This is a genomic window from Streptomyces sp. 378 (assembly GCF_030124145.1).
Taxonomy (GTDB): domain Bacteria; phylum Actinomycetota; class Actinomycetes; order Streptomycetales; family Streptomycetaceae; genus Streptomyces.
On record NZ_JASKMS010000018.1, the window covers coordinates 48,509 to 69,248 of the forward strand.

19 protein-coding genes are annotated in these 20,740 nt (G+C 67.9%); 11 read left to right on the top strand and 8 right to left on the bottom strand.

What is annotated here, in order from left to right; all coding sequences use genetic code 11:
* The first annotated feature begins 209 nt into the window (after nucleotides 1-209).
* On the top strand, nucleotides 210-2,879 hold the full coding sequence (locus QNO09_RS23500) for a transglycosylase domain-containing protein (RefSeq protein ID WP_283972225.1): 2,670 nt from the start codon (nucleotides 210-212) through the stop codon (nucleotides 2,877-2,879).
* A 121-nt stretch (nucleotides 2,880-3,000) separates the two neighbouring features.
* Nucleotides 3,001-4,512: a glycosyltransferase family 87 protein gene (locus QNO09_RS23505; RefSeq protein ID WP_283972226.1), complete on the top strand. Its 1,512-nt coding sequence runs from the start codon at nucleotides 3,001-3,003 to the stop codon at nucleotides 4,510-4,512.
* A 103-nt stretch (nucleotides 4,513-4,615) separates the two neighbouring features.
* On the opposite strand, the gene QNO09_RS23510 is transcribed toward QNO09_RS23505, so the two are convergent.
* From QNO09_RS23510 to QNO09_RS23520, 3 genes are all read right to left on the bottom strand, one after another.
* Nucleotides 4,616-5,647 carry an alanine racemase gene (locus tag QNO09_RS23510; RefSeq protein WP_283972227.1) on the bottom strand — a complete coding sequence of 344 codons (1,032 nt, stop codon included), beginning with the start codon at nucleotides 5,645-5,647 and terminating at the stop codon, nucleotides 4,616-4,618.
* 82 nt (nucleotides 5,648-5,729) lie between these two features.
* Entirely contained in the window at nucleotides 5,730-6,851 is a 1,122-nt protein-coding gene (gene femX / locus QNO09_RS23515) for a peptidoglycan bridge formation glycyltransferase FemX (protein ID WP_031137685.1), read from the bottom strand.
* A gap of 164 nt (nucleotides 6,852-7,015) precedes the next feature.
* Nucleotides 7,016-7,321: a hypothetical protein gene (locus QNO09_RS23520; RefSeq protein ID WP_283972228.1), complete on the bottom strand. Its 306-nt coding sequence runs from the start codon at nucleotides 7,319-7,321 to the stop codon at nucleotides 7,016-7,018.
* Between the two features lie 263 nt (nucleotides 7,322-7,584).
* Here QNO09_RS23520 and rpsF point away from each other — a divergent pair, with 263 nt between their 5' ends.
* The 4 genes from rpsF to rplI all read left to right on the top strand — a co-directional run bounded on the left by rpsF (nucleotide 7,585) and on the right by rplI (nucleotide 9,289).
* Nucleotides 7,585-7,875 carry a 30S ribosomal protein S6 gene (gene rpsF / locus QNO09_RS23525; protein WP_104779105.1) on the top strand — a complete coding sequence of 97 codons (291 nt, stop codon included), beginning with the start codon at nucleotides 7,585-7,587 and terminating at the stop codon, nucleotides 7,873-7,875.
* A 70-nt stretch (nucleotides 7,876-7,945) separates the two neighbouring features.
* On the top strand, nucleotides 7,946-8,542 hold the full coding sequence (locus QNO09_RS23530) for a single-stranded DNA-binding protein (protein ID WP_283972229.1): 597 nt from the start codon (nucleotides 7,946-7,948) through the stop codon (nucleotides 8,540-8,542).
* A 45-nt stretch (nucleotides 8,543-8,587) separates the two neighbouring features.
* Nucleotides 8,588-8,824 (top strand): 30S ribosomal protein S18, encoded by a 237-nt coding sequence (rpsR, locus tag QNO09_RS23535; protein ID WP_003949403.1) that lies wholly within the window; start codon nucleotides 8,588-8,590, stop codon nucleotides 8,822-8,824.
* An 18-nt stretch (nucleotides 8,825-8,842) separates the two neighbouring features.
* On the top strand, nucleotides 8,843-9,289 hold the full coding sequence (gene rplI, locus QNO09_RS23540; protein WP_062927880.1) for a 50S ribosomal protein L9: 447 nt from the start codon (nucleotides 8,843-8,845) through the stop codon (nucleotides 9,287-9,289).
* A 174-nt stretch (nucleotides 9,290-9,463) separates the two neighbouring features.
* Here rplI and QNO09_RS23545 read toward each other — a convergent pair whose 3' ends face one another.
* Nucleotides 9,464-10,801 (bottom strand): MATE family efflux transporter, encoded by a 1,338-nt coding sequence (locus QNO09_RS23545; protein ID WP_283972230.1) that lies wholly within the window; start codon nucleotides 10,799-10,801, stop codon nucleotides 9,464-9,466.
* Nucleotides 10,802-11,261: 460 nt separating this feature from the next.
* On the opposite strand from QNO09_RS23545, the gene dnaB reads away from it, so the two are divergent.
* The gene (gene dnaB, locus QNO09_RS23550) at nucleotides 11,262-12,743 is read left to right on the top strand and encodes a replicative DNA helicase (protein WP_283972231.1); all 1,482 of its coding nucleotides are present in this window, start codon (nucleotides 11,262-11,264) and stop codon (nucleotides 12,741-12,743) included.
* A 71-nt stretch (nucleotides 12,744-12,814) separates the two neighbouring features.
* A complete protein-coding gene (locus QNO09_RS23555) occupies nucleotides 12,815-14,200 on the top strand; it encodes a serine hydrolase domain-containing protein (RefSeq protein ID WP_283972232.1) in 1,386 nt (461 codons plus the stop codon).
* Between the two features lie 62 nt (nucleotides 14,201-14,262).
* On the opposite strand, the gene QNO09_RS23560 is transcribed toward QNO09_RS23555, so the two are convergent.
* Nucleotides 14,263-14,715 carry a GNAT family N-acetyltransferase gene (locus QNO09_RS23560; protein WP_283972233.1) on the bottom strand — a complete coding sequence of 151 codons (453 nt, stop codon included), beginning with the start codon at nucleotides 14,713-14,715 and terminating at the stop codon, nucleotides 14,263-14,265.
* Between the two features lie 71 nt (nucleotides 14,716-14,786).
* The gene (locus tag QNO09_RS23565; protein WP_283972234.1) at nucleotides 14,787-15,251 is read right to left on the bottom strand and encodes a MarR family winged helix-turn-helix transcriptional regulator; all 465 of its coding nucleotides are present in this window, start codon (nucleotides 15,249-15,251) and stop codon (nucleotides 14,787-14,789) included.
* A gap of 142 nt (nucleotides 15,252-15,393) precedes the next feature.
* Between QNO09_RS23565 and QNO09_RS23570 the strand changes: the two genes are divergently transcribed.
* Together QNO09_RS23570 and QNO09_RS23575 are read left to right on the top strand one after the other, a co-directional pair.
* Nucleotides 15,394-16,602: an MFS transporter gene (locus QNO09_RS23570; RefSeq protein WP_283972235.1), complete on the top strand. Its 1,209-nt coding sequence runs from the start codon at nucleotides 15,394-15,396 to the stop codon at nucleotides 16,600-16,602.
* A 65-nt stretch (nucleotides 16,603-16,667) separates the two neighbouring features.
* Nucleotides 16,668-17,090, top strand: coding sequence for a GlcG/HbpS family heme-binding protein (locus QNO09_RS23575; protein ID WP_283972236.1), 423 nt, complete (start codon nucleotides 16,668-16,670; stop codon nucleotides 17,088-17,090).
* 72 nt (nucleotides 17,091-17,162) lie between these two features.
* Here QNO09_RS23575 and QNO09_RS23580 read toward each other — a convergent pair whose 3' ends face one another.
* On the bottom strand, nucleotides 17,163-18,026 hold the full coding sequence (locus QNO09_RS23580) for a GNAT family N-acetyltransferase (RefSeq protein ID WP_283972237.1): 864 nt from the start codon (nucleotides 18,024-18,026) through the stop codon (nucleotides 17,163-17,165).
* A 592-nt stretch (nucleotides 18,027-18,618) separates the two neighbouring features.
* Between QNO09_RS23580 and QNO09_RS23585 the strand changes: the two genes are divergently transcribed.
* On the top strand, nucleotides 18,619-20,220 hold the full coding sequence (locus QNO09_RS23585; RefSeq protein ID WP_283972238.1) for a globin domain-containing protein: 1,602 nt from the start codon (nucleotides 18,619-18,621) through the stop codon (nucleotides 20,218-20,220).
* A 9-nt stretch (nucleotides 20,221-20,229) separates the two neighbouring features.
* On the opposite strand, the gene QNO09_RS23590 is transcribed toward QNO09_RS23585, so the two are convergent.
* Nucleotides 20,230-20,712: an NUDIX domain-containing protein gene (locus tag QNO09_RS23590; protein ID WP_283972239.1), complete on the bottom strand. Its 483-nt coding sequence runs from the start codon at nucleotides 20,710-20,712 to the stop codon at nucleotides 20,230-20,232.
* Between the last annotated feature and the right edge of the window lie 28 nt (nucleotides 20,713-20,740).

The window sequence follows — 20,740 nt, forward strand, 5'->3', positions numbered from 1 at the left end:
CCGGCAGGTTTTGACGGTGCGTAGTCTGTGCGCCATGCACATCACCGGGAACCAAGTGACGCCTGAGAGCGTCGTCGTTCCCGGTGTAGTAGGGGTGCATACGGGACCGATGAATGCGGAGCCGACCGCATCCGTACTTCGGGGGGACCGGAAACCAGCCGCCGTTTCCAGGCGCGCAAGGGTGCGCCTGCCCGAGGAGTAGTCGTTCGATGAGCGAGCACCGTCGCAAACCGCCGCAGCCGCAGGGAGGCGGACGTGCCGCGGCCCGACGCGGCCAGTCCGGCTCGTCCTCCGGCCGCCGTGCGGCACCGCGAGGCGCCACCGGGTCTCCGTCCGACTCCTATGGGTCGGATGCCTACGACTCAGGGGGTGAGGAGCGTCAGTACGGCGGCCGTGCCGAGGCCCGCCGTGCGACGCAGAGAAGCACGGGTGGTAGCCGCCGCAGAGCGGCCGAACCGACCCGGGGTGGCCGGCGTGCCGGCCCCGGCGGCCCGAACGGGCCCGGCCGGGGCCGGGGACGCGCGGCCGCCGTCCCCGACAAGAATCGGCTGATCGACTATCCGCGGGCCGGCAAGTACGGCTGGCAGCGCTGGATGCCGTCCTGGAAGCTCGTCTCTGGCTTGTGCGTCGGCTTCTTCGGCAGCCTGCTGGCCGTGGCGGGCATCGGCTACGCGATGGTGGGCGTCCCCAACGAGGAGAACGCCGCGGCCCTGTCGCAGAACAACGTCTACTACTGGGCCGACGGCAAACAGATGATCGCGGCGGGCAGTGGTCAGAACCGGCAGAACGTCACGATCGACCGGATCCCCAAGGCCATGCAGTGGGCGGTGATCTCGGCCGAGAACAAGACCTTCTACGAGGACAAGGGCGTCGACCCCATGGGCATCGCCCGGGCTCTGGCGAACATGGCGCGGGGCGGTGACACGCAGGGCGGTTCGACGATCACCCAGCAGTTCGTGAAGAACACCTACCTGAGTCAGGAACAATCGCTCACCCGCAAGTTCAAGGAGATGTTCATCTCCATCAAGGTGGGCACGAAGGTCGACAAGCCGGTGATCCTTCAGGGTTATCTGAACACCTCGTACTACGGCCGTGGCGCCTACGGCATCCAGGCCGCCGCCCAGGCCTACTACGGCAAGGAAGCGAAGGACCTCAACCCGAGTGAGTGCGCCTTCCTCGCTGCCCTGCTGAAGGGCCCGACGTACTACGACCCCGCGGGCAATGACGGCATCGACAAGGCGGCGACCGCCAGCGCCAACCGCAAGCGCTCGGAAGCCCGTTGGGCCTGGATTCTCGAGCAGATGCACAACGACAAGAGGATCACGGACGCGCAGTACCAGGAAGCGATCAAGAGGTACCCCACGCCTCAGCCCCGTAAGGCGATCAAGGGCATGACCGGCCAGATCGGGTACCTGGTGGACACGGCCAAGAAGTACGTCCTGAACCACTCCAACATCTCCGAGAAGCAGTTCGACCTGGGCGGCTACCAGATCAAGACGACGTTCAAGAAGGAGAACGTCGAGGCGCTGGCGAAGGCCGTCAAGAAGATCGAGAAGCAGAAGCTCGACCCGAAGAATCGTGAGCTGGACAAGCACGTCCAGTTCGGTGCGGCGTCGGTGAAGCCCAAGGACGGTGCGATCCTCGCGCTCTACGGCGGTGCGGGTTACGAGAACGGCCACTTCAACAACAACGCGGACACCCAGGGTGTCCCCGTCGGTTCGACGTGGAAGCCGTTCGTGCTCGCCGCGGCGATGGAGCACGGAACCTACCGGAGCGAAGGCCCTCTCTCACCGCTGAGCAAGTACAACGGCAACGACCATCTCAAGGTCAGGAACAACGACGGCTCCTATGTTCTGAAGAAGGACAACACCCCGTTCTTCCAGGAGAACGAGAATGAATACCCCTGGGGCTACATCTCGCTGCGCAAGGCGATGGAGCAGTCGGTCAACACCCCGTTCGTGCAGCTCGGCATGGACGTGGGGATGAAGAACGTGGCCGACCTGGCCGAGAAGTCCGGCATCCTGAGGAACAGCTTCGCCGATCTCAACGCTTCGTTCGCGCTGGGGACGTCGACGCCCAGTGCGATCCGTATGGCCGACGCCTACGCGACGTTCGCCGCAGCGGGCAAGCAGGCCGCCCCCTACTCGGTGACCAGCGTCAAATACAACGGGCAGGAAGAGCCGGGCTTCGACAAGCCGAGGATCACGCAGGCCATGCCTGAGAACGTGGCCCACAACGTCACTGACGTCCTGGAGAACGTCATCCAGAACGGCACGGGTACGAAGGCGCTGGCCCTGGGCCGTACGGCGGCCGGCAAGACCGGTACCACCGACGAGAACAAGTCGGCCTGGTTCGTCGGCTACACCCAGCAGCTGTCCACCTCGGTCGCGATGTTCCGTGAGGACCCCAAGAGCGCCAAGCTGCTGTCCATGAACGGCACGGCGGGTGAGAAGTCCATCCACGGTGGCGATGTCCCCACACTGGTGTGGACCGAGTACATGAAGGCCGCGCTGAAGGACGAGCCCGATCTCGGCTTCCCGGACGCAGAGAAGATCGGCAAGATCCAGGACGAGGTGGGTGCCCCGTCGCCGAAGCCGACGCCCAGTGCGGAGCCCAGCGAGACGGTGACCGAGTCGCCGAGCGCCACGCCCAGCGAGAGCCCGACGTCTCCGTCGCCCACGCCGAGCGACACCTGCGGGTTCTTCGGCTGTGAGGACGACGGTGGCGCGCAGAATGGCGGCACCGGCAACGGCGGCCCCGGCAACGGCGGCACAGACGGAGGTGCTTCCACCGAACCCTCGCCGACCGATACGGGCCTGGACGGCGGCAACACCAGAGGCAACGGCAACGGAGGCATCTTCGGAGGCCCTGAAGGATAGCCGCCGAAGATCGCCCGGCTTGGGTGTTTCACGTGAAACGCGAAGGTGTTTCACGTGAAACAAGGGCCGCCGTCCCCCTTGGGTACGGCGGCCCTCGGCGTATCCAGACACGTACGGCAGGATGTGCGGCATGCCCAGTGCAGAATCGACGCAAGCGAGCGTCCATGAGCCGGACCCGGTGCGGCCGACCAAGGAGGACGAGGTCGCCGCGGCCGGCAGCGAGCTGATCGGTGGCCCGCTCGGGCGGCGTGCCCTGCTCGGGACGTCCTGGTGGACTCCCGTGCGGGTGATCGCGCTGGTGGCGATCGGCATGTTCGCCCTCGGCCTGGTCCAGAAGGCGCCTTGCTACAACGGCGCCTGGTTCTTCGGCGCTAGTTCCCAGTACACGCACGCGTGCTATTCGGATATCCCCCACCTCTACCAGGGGCGCGGCTTCGCCGACGGGCTCGTGCCGTACTTCGACCGGCTTCCCGGCGACATGCAGTACCTGGAGTACCCGGTTCTCACCGGTGTCTTCATGGAGGTCGCCTCCTGGCTCACGCCCGGCAGCGGCACCATCCAGTTCCAGGAGCAGTGGTACTGGATGGTCAACGCCGGAATGCTCATGGTGTGTGCGTCGGTCATCGCCGTCTGCGTCACCCGTACCCACGCCCGGCGCCCCTGGGACGGCCTCCTGGTCGCCCTGGCGCCCGCCGCAGCCCTGACCGCCACCATCAACTGGGACCTGCTCGCGGTCGCTCTGACGGCCGCGGCGATGCTGATGTGGTCACGTGGCCGTTCCCTCGCCTTTGGCGTCCTGCTGGGGCTCGCCACGGCAGCCAAGCTCTACCCCTTCCTGCTCCTGGGGCCGCTGATGGTGCTGTGCTGGCGCGCGGGCAGGTGGCGTGAGTTCGGGACGGCTCTGGGCGGCGCGATCGCCGCGTGGGTCGTCGTGAACGGGCCGGTGATGCTCTTCGCCTTCGAGGGCTGGTCGAAGTTCTACACATTCAGCCAGGAGCGGGGCGTCGACTTCGGCTCGTTCTGGCTGATCATGGCGCAGAACTCGGACGACCCGCTCAGCACCGACACCGTCAACACACTCGCCACGCTGCTGATGCTGGTGTGCTGTGCGGCTGTCGCGGCGCTCGGGCTGACCGCCCCGCGCCGCCCGCGGTTCGCCCAGCTTGCCTTCCTGATCGTGGCGGCGTTCATCCTCACCAACAAGGTCTACTCGCCGCAGTACGTCCTGTGGCTGGTGCCGCTGGCCGCTCTCGCCCGGCCGAAGTGGCGGGACTTCCTGATCTGGCAGGCCTGCGAGGTGGCGTACTTCCTGGGGATCTGGCTGTACCTCGCGTACACGACCAGCGGAGAGGCCCACAAGGGGCTTCCCACCGACGGCTACCACTGGGCCATCGGCCTGCATCTGCTGGGGACGCTGTACCTGTGCGTCATGGTCGTCCGGGACATCTTCATGCCGGAGCGGGATCCGGTGCGGCGGTCCGGTGACGACGATCCCTCGGGCGGAGTGCTCGACAAGGCCGAGGACGTCTTCGTTCTCAGCCCCGCGGCCCGTGGTCGACGGCACATGACCGCCCAGTTCGACGGGCCGTCGGTCGAGTGGGGCAGGCCGGGTGCTACGGACGGTTCGCTCTGAGCGAACGGCGCCGGAGGGCCACAGCCGGGAACGCCGAAGGCCGTGCACGGGTAGCCGTGTACGGCCTTCTTGCTGCGCTGCGAGGGATGCCGCGGCGCGCCGGTCAGCGGTCCATGATCCGGTCGAACTGCGTGGTGGTGTGGCGCAGATGGGCCACGAGCTCATCACCGACCTTCGGCTCCGGCGCATCCGCCGGCACGAACAGGATCGAGACCTGCATGTGCGGCGGCTCCGCGAACCAGCGCTGCTTGCCACCCCAGACGAACGGGGAAAGGTTGCGGTTCACCGTCGCGAGACCGGCGCGGGCGACGCCCTTGGCGCGCGGCATGACGCCGTGCAGCGCCTTGGGGGCCTCCAGGCCCACTCCGTGCGACGTACCGCCCGCCACGACCACCAGGAAACCGTCGGAGGCGGCCTTCTGCTGGCGGTAGCCGAAGCGGTCGCCCTTGGCGACCCGCGTGACGTCCAGAACCGCGCCGCGGTACTCGGTGGCGTCGTGGTCCCCCAGCCACAGCCGCGTGCCGATACGGGCCCGGAACCGGGTCTGCGGGAACTGCTGCTGGAGCCGGGCGAGTTCGTCGGCCTTGAGGTGGCTGACGAACATGGTGTGCAGGGGCAGCCGGGCGGCACGCAGGCGGTCCATCCAGCCGATGACCTCCTCGACGGCGTCCGAGCCGTCGGTGCGGTCCAGCGGCAGGTGGATGGCGAAGCCCTCCAGGCGGACGTTCTCGATGGCGGCGTGCAACTGGGCCAGGTCCTGCTCGCTGATGCCGTGCCGCTTCATCGAGGACATCACCTCGATCACCACGCGGGCACCGACCAGGCCGTACACACCGTCTATCGACGAGACGGAGCGGATGACCCGGTCCGGCAGCGGCACCGGCTCCTCGCCACGCCGGTAGGGCGTCAGCACCAGCAGGTCCCCGCCGAACCAGTCCTTGATCCTGGCGGCCTCGTACGTCGTGCCGACGGCGAGGACGTCCGAGCCCAGCCGTGTGGCCTCCTCCGCCAGCCGCTCGTGCCCGAAGCCGTAACCGTTGCCCTTGCAGACCGGCACGAGGCCCGGGAACTGCTCCTGCACGTGCTTGTGGTGCGCACGCCAGCGCGCGGTGTCGACGTAGAGCGTGAGCGCCATGGCCGGACCTGGAACCTTTCTCGTGGTCGCCGTGTATCAGCGGTTGCCGTGTGTCAGAGGTATAGAAGCACTGAACGGGACATCAGCGACGCGACATGTAGATGTCGAGCGCCTTGTGCAGCAGCTTGTTCAGCGGGAAGTCCCACTCGCCGAGGTACTCGGCCGCCTGGCCGCCGGTACCCACCTTGAACTGGATCAGACCGAAGAGGTGGTCGGTCTCGTCCAGCGAGTCGGAGATGCCGCGCAGGTCGTAGACGGTGGCGCCGAGCGCGTAGGCGTCGCGCAGCATCCGCCACTGCATCGCGTTCGAGGGCCGGACCTCGCGGCCGATGTTGTCGGAGGCGCCGTAGGAGTACCAGACGTGCCCGCCGACGATCAGCATCGTGGCAGCGGACAGGTTCACGCCGTTGTGCCGGGCGAAGTACAGCCGCATGCGGTTGGGGTCCTCGGTGTTGAGGGCCGTCCACATGCGCTGGAAGTACGACAGCGGGCGCGGCCGGAAGTGGTCGCGCACAGCTGTGATCTCGTACAGCCGCTGCCATTCCTCGAGGTCCTGGTAACCGCCCTGGACGACCTCGACACCGGCCTTCTCGGCCTTCTTGATGTTGCGGCGCCACAGCTGGTTGAAGTTCTTGTGGACCTCTTCCAGGGAGCGGTTCGCCAGCGGCACCTGGTACACGTAACGCGGCTGGACGTCGCCGAAGCCGGCGCCGCCGTCCTCACCCTGCTGCCAGCCCATGCGGCGCAGCTTGTCGGCGACCTCGAAGGCACGCGGCTCGATGTGGTCCGCCTCGATGTCCCGCAGGCGCTTGACGTCGGGGTTCTGGATGCCCTGCTTGATGGAGGGGGCCTCCCAGCGCCGGATGATCACCGGCGGGCCCATCTTCACGGAGAAGGCACCCTGCTGCTTCAAGTGCGCCAGCATCGGCTCGAGCCACTCCTGCAGATTCGGCGCGAACCAGTTGATGACCGGGCCCTCGGGCAGGTAGGCGAGGTAACGCTTGATCTTGGGAAGCTGCCGGTAGAGGACCAGACCGGCACCGACCATCTCGCCGGTGCGGTCGTCGAACCATCCGAGGTTCTCGGAGCGCCACTCCGCCTTGACATCAGCCCAGGCCGGGACCTGCATGTGGCTCGCCGACGGCAGGCTCTGGATGTAGGCCAGATGCTGCTCGCGACTGATGGTCCTCAGGGTCAGGCTCATTCGGGGCGCTCCTCGGGCTGGTGTGTCCCCATGGGTTCAGGGGCTCCGGCTCTCGCGCGAAGCCTACTGCGCCTGGGGAGCGCGCCGGTTGGGCGTACGGGACCTTCGCCCCGGCTCGAGGCCGGCCGGGGCGAGAGCGATGTGCGAAGCGGGGTGTCCTGGCGTCAGCCGACGAGGCCGCCGTGCGCCATGCCCAGGAAGAACCCGACACCCGAGGCGCCCAGGCCCAGGATCAGGCCGAAGCGTTCCCGGGTCGTCTCGGACATCCACTGGCCGTACGCGCCCGTGAGGATGCCCACCAGGCCGGCCCAGGAGCTGAGCAGATGCAGGTCTTCCTCGATGATCGCCGTGAGGAACGACAGGAGGCCCAGGACCAGGGTCGCCGCGAGCAGGGCGTCCTGGAGGGGATGGGGCTTGCCGTCCGTGGCGAAGAGGCCGCCGGCGGTGTTGGGTCGCAATGCCTGTGCCATAGGGCACCTCCTGCGAAAGTCGGCGCATCGTAGCGCCATACACACCCGATGTGTACAGATTGGCTGCCCTGGCAGCCGGATTTCAACCGCAAGCCGCTGTGCGGGTACTCTGTACCGTCCGCACCGGTGTCTGCCCATGTCATGGCAGGGGCTCCTCATCAGAACCCCGACTGTCAGTGGTGGCCGATACCGTTGCCTACGCATCACAACCCTCCTGCCACGGAACGACCGTGGCCGCTGAGTCCAAAGGAGGTGGGTTCCACATGCGTCACTACGAGGTGATGGTCATCCTCGACCCCGAGGTCGAGGAGCGCGCTGTCTCTCCGCTGATCGAGAACTTCCTTTCTGTCGTCCGTGACGGCGGCGGAAAGGTCGAGAAGGTCGACACCTGGGGCCGTCGTCGTCTCGCGTACGAGATCAAGAAGAAGCCCGAGGGCATCTACTCGGTCATCGACCTGCAGGCCGAGCCTGCGGTCGTCAAGGAGCTCGACCGCCAGATGAACCTGAACGAGTCGGTCCTCCGGACCAAGGTCCTCCGTCCCGAGATGCACTGAGCTTCCAGCTCAGCTGATCCCGGGATTCGAGTAGCAAGCAGCCAGAGCAAACCCGCCGAGAGGTTCCCCCATGGCAGGCGAGACCGTCATCACGGTCGTCGGCAATCTTGTCGACGACCCCGAGCTGCGCTTCACCCCCTCCGGTGCGGCGGTCGCGAAGTTCCGTGTCGCGTCCACCCCCCGCACCTTCGACCGCCAGACGAACGAGTGGAAGGACGGCGAGAGCCTCTTTCTGACCTGCTCGGTCTGGCGTCAGGCGGCGGAGAACGTCGCGGAGTCGCTCCAGCGAGGCATGCGCGTCATCGTGCAGGGCCGGTTGAAGCAGCGGTCCTACGAGGACCGTGAGGGCGTCAAGCGCACGGTCTACGAGCTGGACGTCGAGGAAGTCGGCGCCAGCCTGCGCAACGCCACGGCCAAGGTCACCAAGACCAGTGGCCGCGGTGGCCAGGGCGGCTTCAGCGGCGGCGGTGGCGGTGGCGGTGGCGCCCAGGGTGGCGGCGGCTGGGGCGGCGGCTCCGGTGGCGGCCAGCAGGGCGGCGGCGCTCCCGCCGACGACCCGTGGGCGACCGGCGCTCCCGCCGGTGGCAACCAGGGCGGTGGCGGCGGCTGGGGTGGAAACTCCGGCGGCGGCGGTGGCGGCGGCTACTCGGACGAGCCTCCCTTCTAGGGGCGGGTTCGCACTCACACTTCTTGATCACACAGGAGAAACACCATGGCTAAGCCGCCTGTGCGCAAGCCGAAGAAGAAGGTCTGCGCTTTCTGCAAGGACAAGGTCACGTACGTGGACTACAAGGACACGAACATGCTGCGGAAGTTCATTTCCGACCGCGGCAAGATCCGTGCCCGTCGCGTGACCGGCAACTGCACCCAGCACCAGCGTGACGTCGCCACGGCTGTGAAGAACAGCCGTGAGATGGCGCTGCTGCCCTACACCTCCACCGCGCGATAAGGGAAGGGTGACCGACTCATGAAGATCATCCTCACCCACGAGGTCTCTGGCCTCGGTGCCGCGGGCGACGTCGTTGACGTCAAGGACGGTTACGCTCGCAACTACCTGATCCCGCGGAAGTTCGCTATCCGCTGGACCAAGGGTGGCGAGAAGGACGTCGAGCAGATCCGTCGTGCTCGCAAGATCCACGAGATCCAGACCATCGAGCAGGCCAACTCTGTGAAGGCCCAGCTCGAGGGCGTCAAGGTCCGTCTGGCGGTTCGCTCCGGCGACGCCGGTCGGCTCTTCGGCTCCGTCACGCCGGCCGACATCGCTTCGGCGATCAAGGCCTCTGGTGGTCCCGAGGTCGACAAGCGCCGCATCGAGCTCGGCTCGCCGATCAAGACGCTGGGCGCTCACGAGACGTCCGTGCGTCTGCACCCCGAGGTTGCCGCCAAGGTCAACATCGAGGTCGTCGCGGCCTGAGTGCCGCGCTTGCTGAAGCAGTAAGCGATGGGGCCGCACCCTGCGGGGTGTGGCCCCATTCGTATGTGCTGGGTGTCAGCCGACTGAAACGGCGCGCGTGTTTCACGTGAAACAGCGCGTTCTGCGGACCTCATCGTGTTTCACGTGAAACAGGGAGCGTTTCACGTGAAACGGTCAGCGGGTCGCGCCCGTCACGATCCAGCGCCCTGAGCGGGCGCGGAGCCACAGCGTCAGCATCCGGACGGTCATCATCAGCGTCATCGTGGCCCAGAGGGCGGTCAGACCGCCGCCCAGGACCGGGACCAGCAGAGCGACCGGTGTGAAGACGGCCAGGGTGAGCAGCATGGCCCAGGCGAGGTAGGATCCGTCGCCTGCGCCCATCAGGACCCCGTCCAGAATGAAGACGATGCCGGAGATCGGCTGGGAGAGGGCGACGATGACCAGGGCGGGCAGCGCCACATCCTTGACCGCTGGGTCGCTGGTGAACAGGGGCAGGAATGCCGCCCGGGTGATGACCACCAGGGCTCCGAGGACGATGCCGACGGCGATGCCCCACTCCACCATGCGACGGCAGGCGTCTCGGGCGCCTTGGGCATCACCGGCTCCGAGGTAGCGCCCGATGATGGCCTGCCCGGCGATGGCGATGGCATCAAGGGCGAAGGCCAGCAGGCTCCACAGGGAGAGGATGATCTGGTGGGCGGCGATGTCGGCATCTCCGAGGCGGGCGGCGATCGCCGTGGCGATCATCAGGATCGCCCGAAGGGAGAGGGTCCGGACCAGGAGGGGGACCCCGGCTTGCGCGGAGGCCCTGATCCCGGCGGCGTCCGGGCGCAGTGAAGCGCCGTGTTTGCGGGCTCCTCGTAGCACCACGCCGAGGTAGACCGCCGCCATGCCGCACTGGGCGATGACGGTTCCCCATGCGGATCCGGCGATCCCCAGGTCGGCGCCGTAGACAAGCCCGGCGTTGAGGGCACCGTTGGCGATGAAGCCGGCGACGGCGACGTAGAGCGGGGTCTTCGTGTCCTGCAGGCCACGCAGCACGCCGGTCGCGGCGAGCACGACGAGCATCGCCGGTATGCCGAGCACGGAGATGCGCAGATAGGTGGTCGCGTAGGGAGCTGCCGCGTCCGACGCACCGAAGAGGTCCACGAGGTGGGGTGCCGTCGGCAAGGCGACGGCGACGACGGCAGCACCGAGGAGCAGTGCCAGCCAGATGCCGTCCATACCCTGCCGGATGGCGGCTTGGAGATCGCCCGCGCCGACTCGGCGGGCAACCGCCGCTGTGGTGGCGTAGGCGAGGAAGACGAAGACGCTGACGGCGGTCATCAGGAGGGCCGAGGCGATGCCGAGGCCTGCGAGTTGGGCTGTGCCCAGATGGCCCACGATCGCGGTGTCGGTCATGAGGAAGAGGGGCTCGGCGACGAGGGCGCCGAAGGCCGGCACAGCCAGTGCGACGATCTCTCGGTCGTGCTGTCTGCGGCCGGGTCGGCGGCGCGCGGGAGCCTGTGTCATGTGCACCAATCTAATCGTCCACAGGTAAGCGATGCAAAGCTTTTGTGACCCTTACTGTCCGTCTCGGTGTGCGCACTGCTGTGCACTGTTCGAAACGATCTTGCGCCGGTTGGGAAAGTTTTTCTTCTGCACAGCCAGTGGACGGCAAAGCAGCAGGTCAGAAGGGTTTGCCTTGATGGTCCCACTGCTTGTTCACAGGCCTGTCCACCGGCTCGTGCACAGGTTTCGAGGAGTTCTCCACAGCATCTGGGCCGCCGTCCACATGGCCTGTGGATAACCAGATTGGCTGACGGTGCCGAGAGGCCTACGGTGGTCCGGCGCCCGCTCCGTCCGCCGGTTTTCAAAACGCCACAAACCCGGCGCGTGCCAACCGGAGTTGGGCCTCTTATTTGTCAGTGCCGTGCCGTAGAACAGAGGGGCACGGCTAGGTCTGCTTCGGCGGACGGGAGGAGGTGGCTCGGTGAGCATTTCCGAGCCCTTGGACGACCCGTGGGCCGACAGCGGTCCCAGTGATCGTCTGCCCGCCTCCCGCCGGCGCGGAGACGGAGGCCGGGGCCGCGACGAACAGCACGAGCGCGGCAGCGACAGCGGGGCGTGGGACGGCGGATCGACTCCGTCGTTCGAGCGGGTACCGCCGCAGGACATGGACGCCGAGCAGTCCGTCCTCGGCGGCATGCTTCTGTCCAAGGACGCCATCGCCGACGTGGTCGAGATCCTCAAGGGCCACGACTTCTACAAGCCGGCCCACGAGACGATCTACCAGGCCGTCCTCGACGTCTACGCCAAGGGCGAGCCAGCGGACCCCATCACGATCGCGGCCGAGCTCACCAAGCGCGGCGAGATCAACAAGGTCGGCGGGGCGTCGTATCTGCACACCCTCGTCCAGACGGTGCCCACGGCGGCCAACGCCGCGTACTACGCGGAGATCGTCCACGAACGGGCCGTGCTACGCCGCCTCGTCGAGGCCGGCACCCGCATCACGCAGATGGGATACGCGGCCGACGACGACGTCGACGAGATCGTCAACCGGGCCCAGGCGGAGATCTACGCGGTCACCGAGCAGCGGACCAGCGAGGACTATCTGCCGCTCGGCGACATCATGGAAGGCGCGCTCGACGAGATCGAGGCGATCGGCTCGCGCAGCGGCGAGATGACCGGTGTGCCCACCGGGTTCACCGACTTCGACTCCCTCACCAACGGCCTGCACCCCGGCCAGATGATCGTCATCGCGGCGCGTCCGGCCATGGGTAAGTCCACGCTCGCTCTGGACTTCGCGCGGGCCTGCTCGATCAAGAACAACCTGCCGAGTGTGATCTTCTCGCTCGAGATGGGGCGCAACGAGATCGCCATGCGTCTGCTGTCCGCCGAAGCCCGGGTCGCTCTCCACCACATGCGGTCCGGGACGATGACGGACGAGGACTGGACGCGCCTGGCCCGGCGGATGCCCGACGTCTCTGCGGCCCCGCTCTACATCGACGATTCGCCGAACCTGTCGATGATGGAGATCCGTGCCAAGTGCCGTCGCCTCAAGCAGCGCAACGACCTCAGGCTGGTCGTCATCGACTACCTGCAGCTGATGCAGTCGGGTGGCTCCAAGCGGGCAGAGAGCCGTCAGCAGGAGGTCTCGGACATGTCCCGTAACCTCAAGCTGCTCGCCAAGGAACTGGAGCTCCCGGTCATCGCCCTCTCCCAGCTGAACCGTGGTCCCGAGCAGCGTACGGACAAGAAGCCGATGGTGTCCGACCTGCGTGAGTCCGGTTCCATCGAGCAGGACGCCGACATGGTCATCCTGCTGCATCGCGAGGACGCCTACGAGAAGGAGTCACCGCGCGCGGGCGAGGCCGACCTGATCGTGGCCAAGCACCGAAACGGCCCGACGGCGACCATCACGGTCGCCTTCCAGGGTCACTACTCGCGGTTCGTGGACATGGCGCAGACCTGATCCCACCTCGCCTCACAGGCCCGCCCCCTATGTGCTCGACGAGAGGCTGCCGGGGCAGGTGAACTGGGCCCATGACGACATCTCAGGGTGAGCTGCTCCCCGGCACACGTCGCGCTCTGCTGCACCGGATCGCCGTCGCGCAGGCCGAGGGACGGGCTCCGTCGCTCGCCGCGGCCGTCGTGCGGGACGGGGCAACGGTGTGGACGAGCACGCGGACCTCGGTCGAAGGCCACGCGCCGGACGACAACGTGCAGTACCGGATCGGTTCGATCACCAAGACCTTTACGGCGGTTCTCGTGTTGAGGCTCCGCGACGAGGGCGCAATCGGCCTCGGGGATCCGCTGGAGAAGCACCTGCCGGGCACCGGCGTGGGAGAGGCGACCGTCGCCGAACTGCTCGCGCACACCGGGGGCTTGGCGGCCGAGACGCCGGGGCCGTGGTGGGAGCGAAGCCCGGGATCCTTGCGTCCCGAACTCGCCGACGTCCTGGGCGAGCGACCCCTGCTGACCCCGCCCGGCCGCCGGTTCCACTACTCGAACCCGGGCTACGCACTGCTAGGCGCACTCATCGAGAAACTCCGCGGCGCCCCCTGGGAGGAGGTCCTTCGGCGTGAAGTGCTCGAACCCCTGGGGCTGCACCGTACGAGCGTGCGACCGCAGGCACCCCATGCGGGCGGCTGGGCCGTGCATCCCTGGGCCGACGTGATGCTTCCCGAGCCCACCGAGGATCTGGGCCGCATGGCACCGGCCGGTCAACTCTGGTCGACCGCTGTGGACTTGGCGCGGTTCGCGGTCTTCCTGGTCAACGGCGACGAGCGGGTACTGAGCACCGAGTCGCTGAGAGAGATGAGGACGCCGGCCGCGCCCCACGAGGCGGCGGACGTGGCGAGCGGCTACGCCTACTGTCTGGGCATGGAGACCCGGCGGCGGAACGGACGGTCCCTCGTCGGCCACACCGGTTCGCTGCCCGGCTTCCTCGCCTGCCTGATGATCAGCGTCGACGATGACGTCGCGGCGATCGCCTTGACCAACGCCACGTCCGGGCCGATGCTGTTCCCCGTCGCCGCAGACCTGGTCCGTATCGTCGCCGAGTCGGAGCCGCGCATCCCCGCACCGTGGAAGCCGCTCAACGAGGTCGACCCGTCGCTGCTGGAGTTGACGGGCCAGTGGTACTGGGGGACGCATGCTTTCGCTCTGCGGCTTACGGCCGACGGGCACGTCTCCCTGGGACCGCTGTCCGGCGGCGGCCGTCGCTCACGGTTCCGACCGAACAGTGACGGCACATGGACAGGGCTGGAGGGCTACTACGCCGGCGAGCTCCTGAAGGCCGTGCGGCGACCGGACGGGTCCGTGAGTCACCTGGACCTCGGCTCGTTCATGTTCACGCGCCGGCCGTATGACGAGGGGGCTCCTGTGCCGGGTGGTGTCGACCCCGAGGGATGGCGCGGCATCGGTTAGGTGGTGCATGTGGGTGCCCTGTTTCACGTGAAACAGGGCACCCACAGACGTCGTCGCGGCGGTCACAGCTGGAGCTTGAAGCCCGTGTGGGAGGCCGTGAAGCCGAGTCGCTCATAGAAGCGGTGGGCGTCGGCGCGGGTCTTGTCGGACGTCAGCTGGACCAACTGGCAGCCCTGGTTCCGGGACTCGTCGACCGCCCACTCGATGAGCTGAGTCCCCAGGCCACTGCCGCGCTCGTTCGCATGGATGCGCACCCCTTCGACGATCGACCTGGTCGCGCCGCGTCGAGACAGCCCCGGAATGATCGTGAGCTGGAGAGTGCCGACGACCCGGCCTCCCCGAACCGCCACGACCAGGTGCTGGTTCGGGTCGGCGCTGAGCCTCTCCAGAGCGGCCAGGTACGGGGTGAGGTCGTCCGGGGACTCGCGCTGTGCGCCCAGCGCATCATCCGCGAGCATGGTGACGATCGCCTGGACGTCGTCGGCCACGGCGGCACGTATTTCAAGATCTCCCATGGGGCGCCTTCTACGCAGAGACGGCCCGCGCGGAGCTGTCGCACGGGGCGAGGTCCTGTGGGGATACGACCCTAAGCGGGCACCGGGGTCTTCAGGGTCTCCACGACCCGGACCAGCGGGGCCAGCTCGGAGTTCTTCGCCGCCTCGTCGAGAGCCTCGCGCAGGGCGGCGTCATTGGTGGGCCGCGCCGCTTGCAGGAGTTCAAGACCAGCCGCGGTGACGTTCGTATAGATGCCCCTGCGGTCGGTGGGGCACAGGTAGCGCTCCAGAAGCCCGCGGTCTTCCAGCCGGGTGACCAGACGCGTGGTGGCGCTCTGGCTGAGGACGACGGCGTCGGCGACCTGCTTCATCTGGAGATGGCCTCCGTCCCCGTCGTGCTGTCGGCTGAGCACGTCCAGCAGGGAGTACTCGCGCGCGCTGAGGTCGTGCTGTGCCTGCAGAGCGCGCTCGATGTGGGCCTCGATTCTCCCGTGGAGCAGAGAGAGGGCGCACCAGCTCTGGGCGAGAGCGGTGAGCGCGGGGTCCGTCGCTGTCATTGGCGTTTCCTCCGTCCCGGAGCGGCTGTCTCCCAGGATAGAGCAGGACCGCAATAGACGGCGTTTGCAAATATCCCGCGTCTGCAACTATTGCGAACGCATGTAACGCGCTCCTGCAATCATCTGGGAAGGTAACCCCTCCATGCCTCTCGCGCTTCTGGCCCTAGCGATCGGGGCCTTCGGGATCGGAACGACAGAGTTCGTGATCATGGGCTTGCTGCCCGAGGTCGCGAGCGAGTACGGGGTGTCCATCCCCACGGCCGGATACCTGGTCACCGGCTACGCGCTCGGCGTCATGTTCGGCGCCCCGCTGATGACCGTGCTCGGCACCAAGATCTCCCGTAAGCGGATGCTGATGCTGCTGATGGGCCTGTTCATCGTCGGCAACCTGCTCTCGGCCCTTGCCCCGGCCTTCTCCGTCATGCTGATCGGCCGGATCGTCACCTCGCTGGCGCATGGCGCCTTCTTCGGTATCGGCTCGGTGGTCGCGGCCGACCTCGTCGTTCCCGACAAGAAGGCCGGAGCCATCGCCATGATGTTCACCGGTCTGACCGTCGCCAACGTCGTGGGCGTCCCGCTGGGCACTCTCGTCGGGCAGTCCGTCGGCTGGCGGGTGACCTTCGGCATCGTCGCCGCCCTCGGTGTCATCGGCCTGGTCGGCATCGCCCGGCTCGTCCCCGACATGCCCAAGGCGGAGGGCGTGCGCCTGCGGCACGAGCTGGCCGCCTTCAAGAACGTGCAGGTGCTGCTTGCGATGGCCATGACCGTCCTCGGCTTCGGCGGTGTCTTCGCCGCCATCACCTACATCGCGCCGATGATGACCCACGTCGCGGGCTTCGCCGACGGCTCCGTCACCTGGCTACTGGTCCTCTTCGGCCTCGGCATGGTCGGCGGCAACCTCGTCGGTGGCAAGTTCGCCGACCGCGCCCTGATGCCGATGCTCTACATCGCCCTCAGTGCCCTGGCCGTCGTCCTGGCGCTGTTCACCCTCACCGCGCACGACAAGCTGCTGTCGGCGATCACCATCACGCTGATCGGTGCCCTGGGCTTCGCCACCGTGCCGCCGCTCCAGAAGCGGGTCCTCGACCAGGCGCACGGCGCTCCCACCCTGGCCTCCGCAGTGAACATCGGCGCCTTCAACCTCGGCAACGCCCTGTCCGCCTGGCTCGGCGGACTTTTGATCGCGGCGGGCCTCGGCTACACCGCCCCCAACTGGGTCGGTGCCGCCCTGGCTGCCGGAGCCCTGGTTCTGGCCATCGTCTCGGCCGCCCTGGAGCGCCGCGCCGGTGGTTCCAGCACCGTCGTCACAGGACCCGCGCCGACGGAGCAGCCGGCCGCTGCCCACCACTGAGCAGCCTCAACGTCCCGACCCCTACACGCCTCAGCACCACAGCAAGCCGTCCAGGAGAACCCCTCATGAGCACCACGACCGCTGTCGCCCCGCTGACCACCCGTGACGCCGACGTCCTCGTCGCCGCCGCCCACCGTGCCGCTGAGGCCGCGGGCGTCACGGTCAGCGTCACCGTTCTGGACGCGGGCGGCCATCTGCTCGCCTTCCGTCGCGATGACCGTGCCGTGCTGATCTCGGGCGAGACCAGCACCCGCAAGGCCTACACGGCTCTCCAGCTGAACGCGCCCACCGCCGACCTTGTCGACGCGGTACAGCCTGGAGGTCTCTTCCACACGCTGCCGACCGCCCTCGACCGGCCGCTGCTGTTCATCGCCGGTGGTCTGCCGGTGCACCGCGACGGCCGCCTGATCGGCGCGATCGGCGTCGGTGGGGGTGCCCCGGAGCAGGACCACGGCTTCGCCGCGACCGCTGTGGAGGCCCTCGCCTGACCTGGCCCGCGTCAGCGCGAGAACGCCGGTTTCCCGATCCATGGGGAGTCGGCGTCGTCGTATCGCGGCTCTTCAGCCCGCCGCGACGGTGACCGGTGCGAACCGCCGGCTCCAGTCTCCGGGCAACTCGGAGATGCCGTAGGACATCACCGAGTTGAAGGCGACGGACTCCAGACCGCGCTCCTTCACCCATGCGAGGAGTTCTTCGTGGCGCACGTCGATGTCGGTGCGCAGGGGACGGTCGGTGTGCGCGGCGAGGGAGGCGATGAGCGCCTGGGCCACCGATGTGTCGTGTGCGATGAGCGGGCCGACGACGTGGGTGTCCATGTTGGGCCAGCCCGCCGCGTATCCGATGATGCGCCCGTGCTCCTCGGCCACGCGCAACTGGTCCGCGAAAGCGGGCAACCGAGTGACGATGTGCGTACGGTCGACCCCGAACACCTGCTCGTCGAGCCGGAGGATCGCGGTGAGGTCCTCGGCGGTCGCGGCACGGGTGGCCACTTCCCACTCCGGTCCGCCGGGAGTGAAGCGCCCGGCGACCATCTCTGCCCGCCCGATGGTCTTGAAGCCCAGTCCCTCGTAGAGGGGGCGTCCGTATGGTGTCGCGTGCAGGGTGAGAGGCGTGGTGCCCATTGCGGAGACGACGTGGCGCATCAGTCGGCGCCCCACGCCCTTGCGGGCATGCCGTCCGGCGACCAGAACCATGCCGATCGCGGCGAGGGCGGGGTCCTGCGGCCCGTACTCGGTGACGACACAGGCGCTCACGAGGCCCCCGTCGGGGTCGTCGATGCCGTAGCCCTTCCCGGCCGTGAGAAGGAAAGCCCACTTGTGCTCCTCCCGTGGCCACCCCCGATCCTCGGACAAGTCGGCGCAGGCGGCTTGATCGCGGAGCGTCAGACGACGGATGGGCAATGAGGCAAGAGAAGGAGTCGGCACGCAGGTCAGGCTGTCTGACAAGGCACCCCGGCGTCCACCTGTTTCGGCGGAGACATACGACCTTTTGGCCAGTTGTCACCGCTCGGCCGACGCACGGACCGGGACTGGATGTTTCACGTGAAACACGTAAGAACATCTGGTGACCGATCGAGGCCGTGAACGGGGTTTTCCCGTCACACAGTTGGCCGACTCGCCGATACGCGTCGTGCCCTCCTTCGCGACGGGTGAAGGCGGGACTTGTATGCACAGCGGTGGCCGGTAGGGTCAACTCCGGTTCGCGTCCGGGGCGAGCCGGCACGTTCCGTGTGGGTCGAGTGCGGGGTCGTGCAGCATCACGGGAGCAGAGATCGAAGACCCGCGTTCCGGGTTATGCGACGGAAGCGTCCGGGCGGGTGAGAAGCTCGATGAGAGTTGCTGCGGCCAATGTCACACTCTCACCTTACTTGTCCGTACGGAGCTGGAATACGGGTTGAATGTGACCGTATTAGCCGCGACAAGGAGGGGAACGCAGACCGTCCACGGGGGAAAGCAGGCACCTTCCGACCGAGGAAGTGCGCAGACCGACCGAAAGATGCTCGAGGCGAGGCACACCATGGACGCTCCGACCACCACGTCGGCCGACAACGGCACTTCTGGCGGCGAGGGCGGCTGGTTCACACCCCGCAAGAACCCGACGACGGCGCCGGACAGCCAACCCGGGACGGCAGACGGGCGCCGACCGGCCGTGATACGTCCCGTGGGAAGGCCCAGGCCCGCCCCGGATGTGCCGGAGGACGGCATGTCCGAGCGACCCGCCTCGTCGCCCGGCGGCGCGCATGCCGATGGGCCGGACTCGGTTAGTGAATCCCCGAACGAGGTCCCCACGTCCACCCGTTCAGCCGCGCAGCACGACCCGTCTCCCGCGTTCTCACGTCCGGCCGCCGCCTCGCCGCCGGGTCCCGCACCCACAGCGCTCACCCCGGCGCCCTTCGCCTCCACCGTGGCGGCGCCTCCGTCTGCCGCTCCAGAGCCGCGTGTTCCCTCCCAGCGGCACGCACCGGCGTCGAGTTCGGAACCAGCCGCCACGGCGGGTGAAGCGGCGTCCCCCGACGCCCTCCTCATCCGCCGCGCCATGGCCGAGGTCGCCCCCGTTTCGGACAAGGTCACCTCGTACTTCTACGCCCTGCTCTTCGTCCGTCACCCTGACCTGCGGTCGCTGTTCCCGGCCGCGATGGACACCCAGCGGGACCGGTTGCTCAGGGCGCTGCTCACGGCCGCCGAGCACATCGACGACAAGAACGTCCTCGTCGACTACCTGCAGAACCTCGGCCGGGGCCACCGGAAGTACGGGACGCGGGCCGAGCACTACCCGGCCGTCGGCGAATGCCTCATCGGCGCGCTGAGCAAGTACGCCGCCGGAGTCTGGAGCTCGGAGATGGAGGCGGCCTGGGTCCGGGCCTACACTACGATCTCCCAGGTCATGATCGATGCGGCGGCCGCGGACGAATTGCGCGCCCCGGCGTGGTGGTACGCCGAGATCGTCACGCACGAGCTGAGAACCCCGGACGTCGCCGTCGTGACGGTCCGCCCCGACCAGCCGTACCCCTTCCTCGCCGGGCAGTACACCAGCCTGGAGACGCCCTGGTGGCCGCGGATCTGGCGGCACTACTCCTTCGCCTCGGCCCCCCGCTCCGACGGTCTGCTGTCATTCCACGTGAAGGCCGTTCCGGCCGGCTGGGTGTCCAACGCCCTGGTACACCGCGCACGCCCCGGCGACATCATCCGGCTCGGCCCGCCCGCGGGTTCGATGACCGTCGACCACACCACCGCCAGTGGCCTCCTCTGCCTGGGCGGCGGCACGGGCATAGCGCCCATCAAGGCTCTGGTCGAGGATGTCGCCGAGCACGGGGACCGCCGGCCGGTGGAGGTCTTCTACGGGGCCCGCACCGATCATGACCTGTACGACATCGACACCATGCTCCGCCTCCAGCAGACCCACCCCTGGCTCTCGGTCCGCGCGATCATCGACCAGCAGGCGCACCAGCAGCTGCCGGACGCGATACGCGCCTACGGGCCGTGGAACGAGTTCGACGCCTATCTGTCGGGTCCGCCCGGGATGATCCGCAGCGGTGTGGACGCCCTGAGGGACGTCGGCATCCCCTCGGACCGCATACGGCACGACTCCGTCGAGGAACTGGTCGCGGCCGGGAACTGAACAGGCGCCTCACCCCAGGTCGGGCGCGTGCATGGCGAGAACACCCTCGATGTTGCCGTCCAGGTAGTGCCGCAGCGACAGCGGCACAAGATGGACGGACGCGATCCCGACCCGGGTGAAGGGCACGCGAACGATCTCGTACTCACCGACGGGCTCGTCGACCTCGGGACCGTGACGCAGAGAGGGGTCCATGGACTCCAGGCGGCAGACGAAGAAGTGCTGCACCTTCACACCGCTCGCACCACCGTCCTCCCTGATGTGCTCCATGGTGTCCACGAAGCAGGGCACCACATCGGTGACCTTCGCGCCGAGCTCCTCGTACACCTCGCGGTGGAGGGCATCGACGACGGTCGAGTCGCTGGGCTCGACCCCGCCGCCGGGGGTGAGCCAGTAGGGATCCACACCCGGCTTGGTGCGCTTGATCAAGATCAGGTCGTCACCGTCCAGCAGAACGGCGCGGGCGGTGCGCTTGACCACGGGTCGGACGGTCATGAGTGAAATGTGGCCCAGCTGGTTCCAC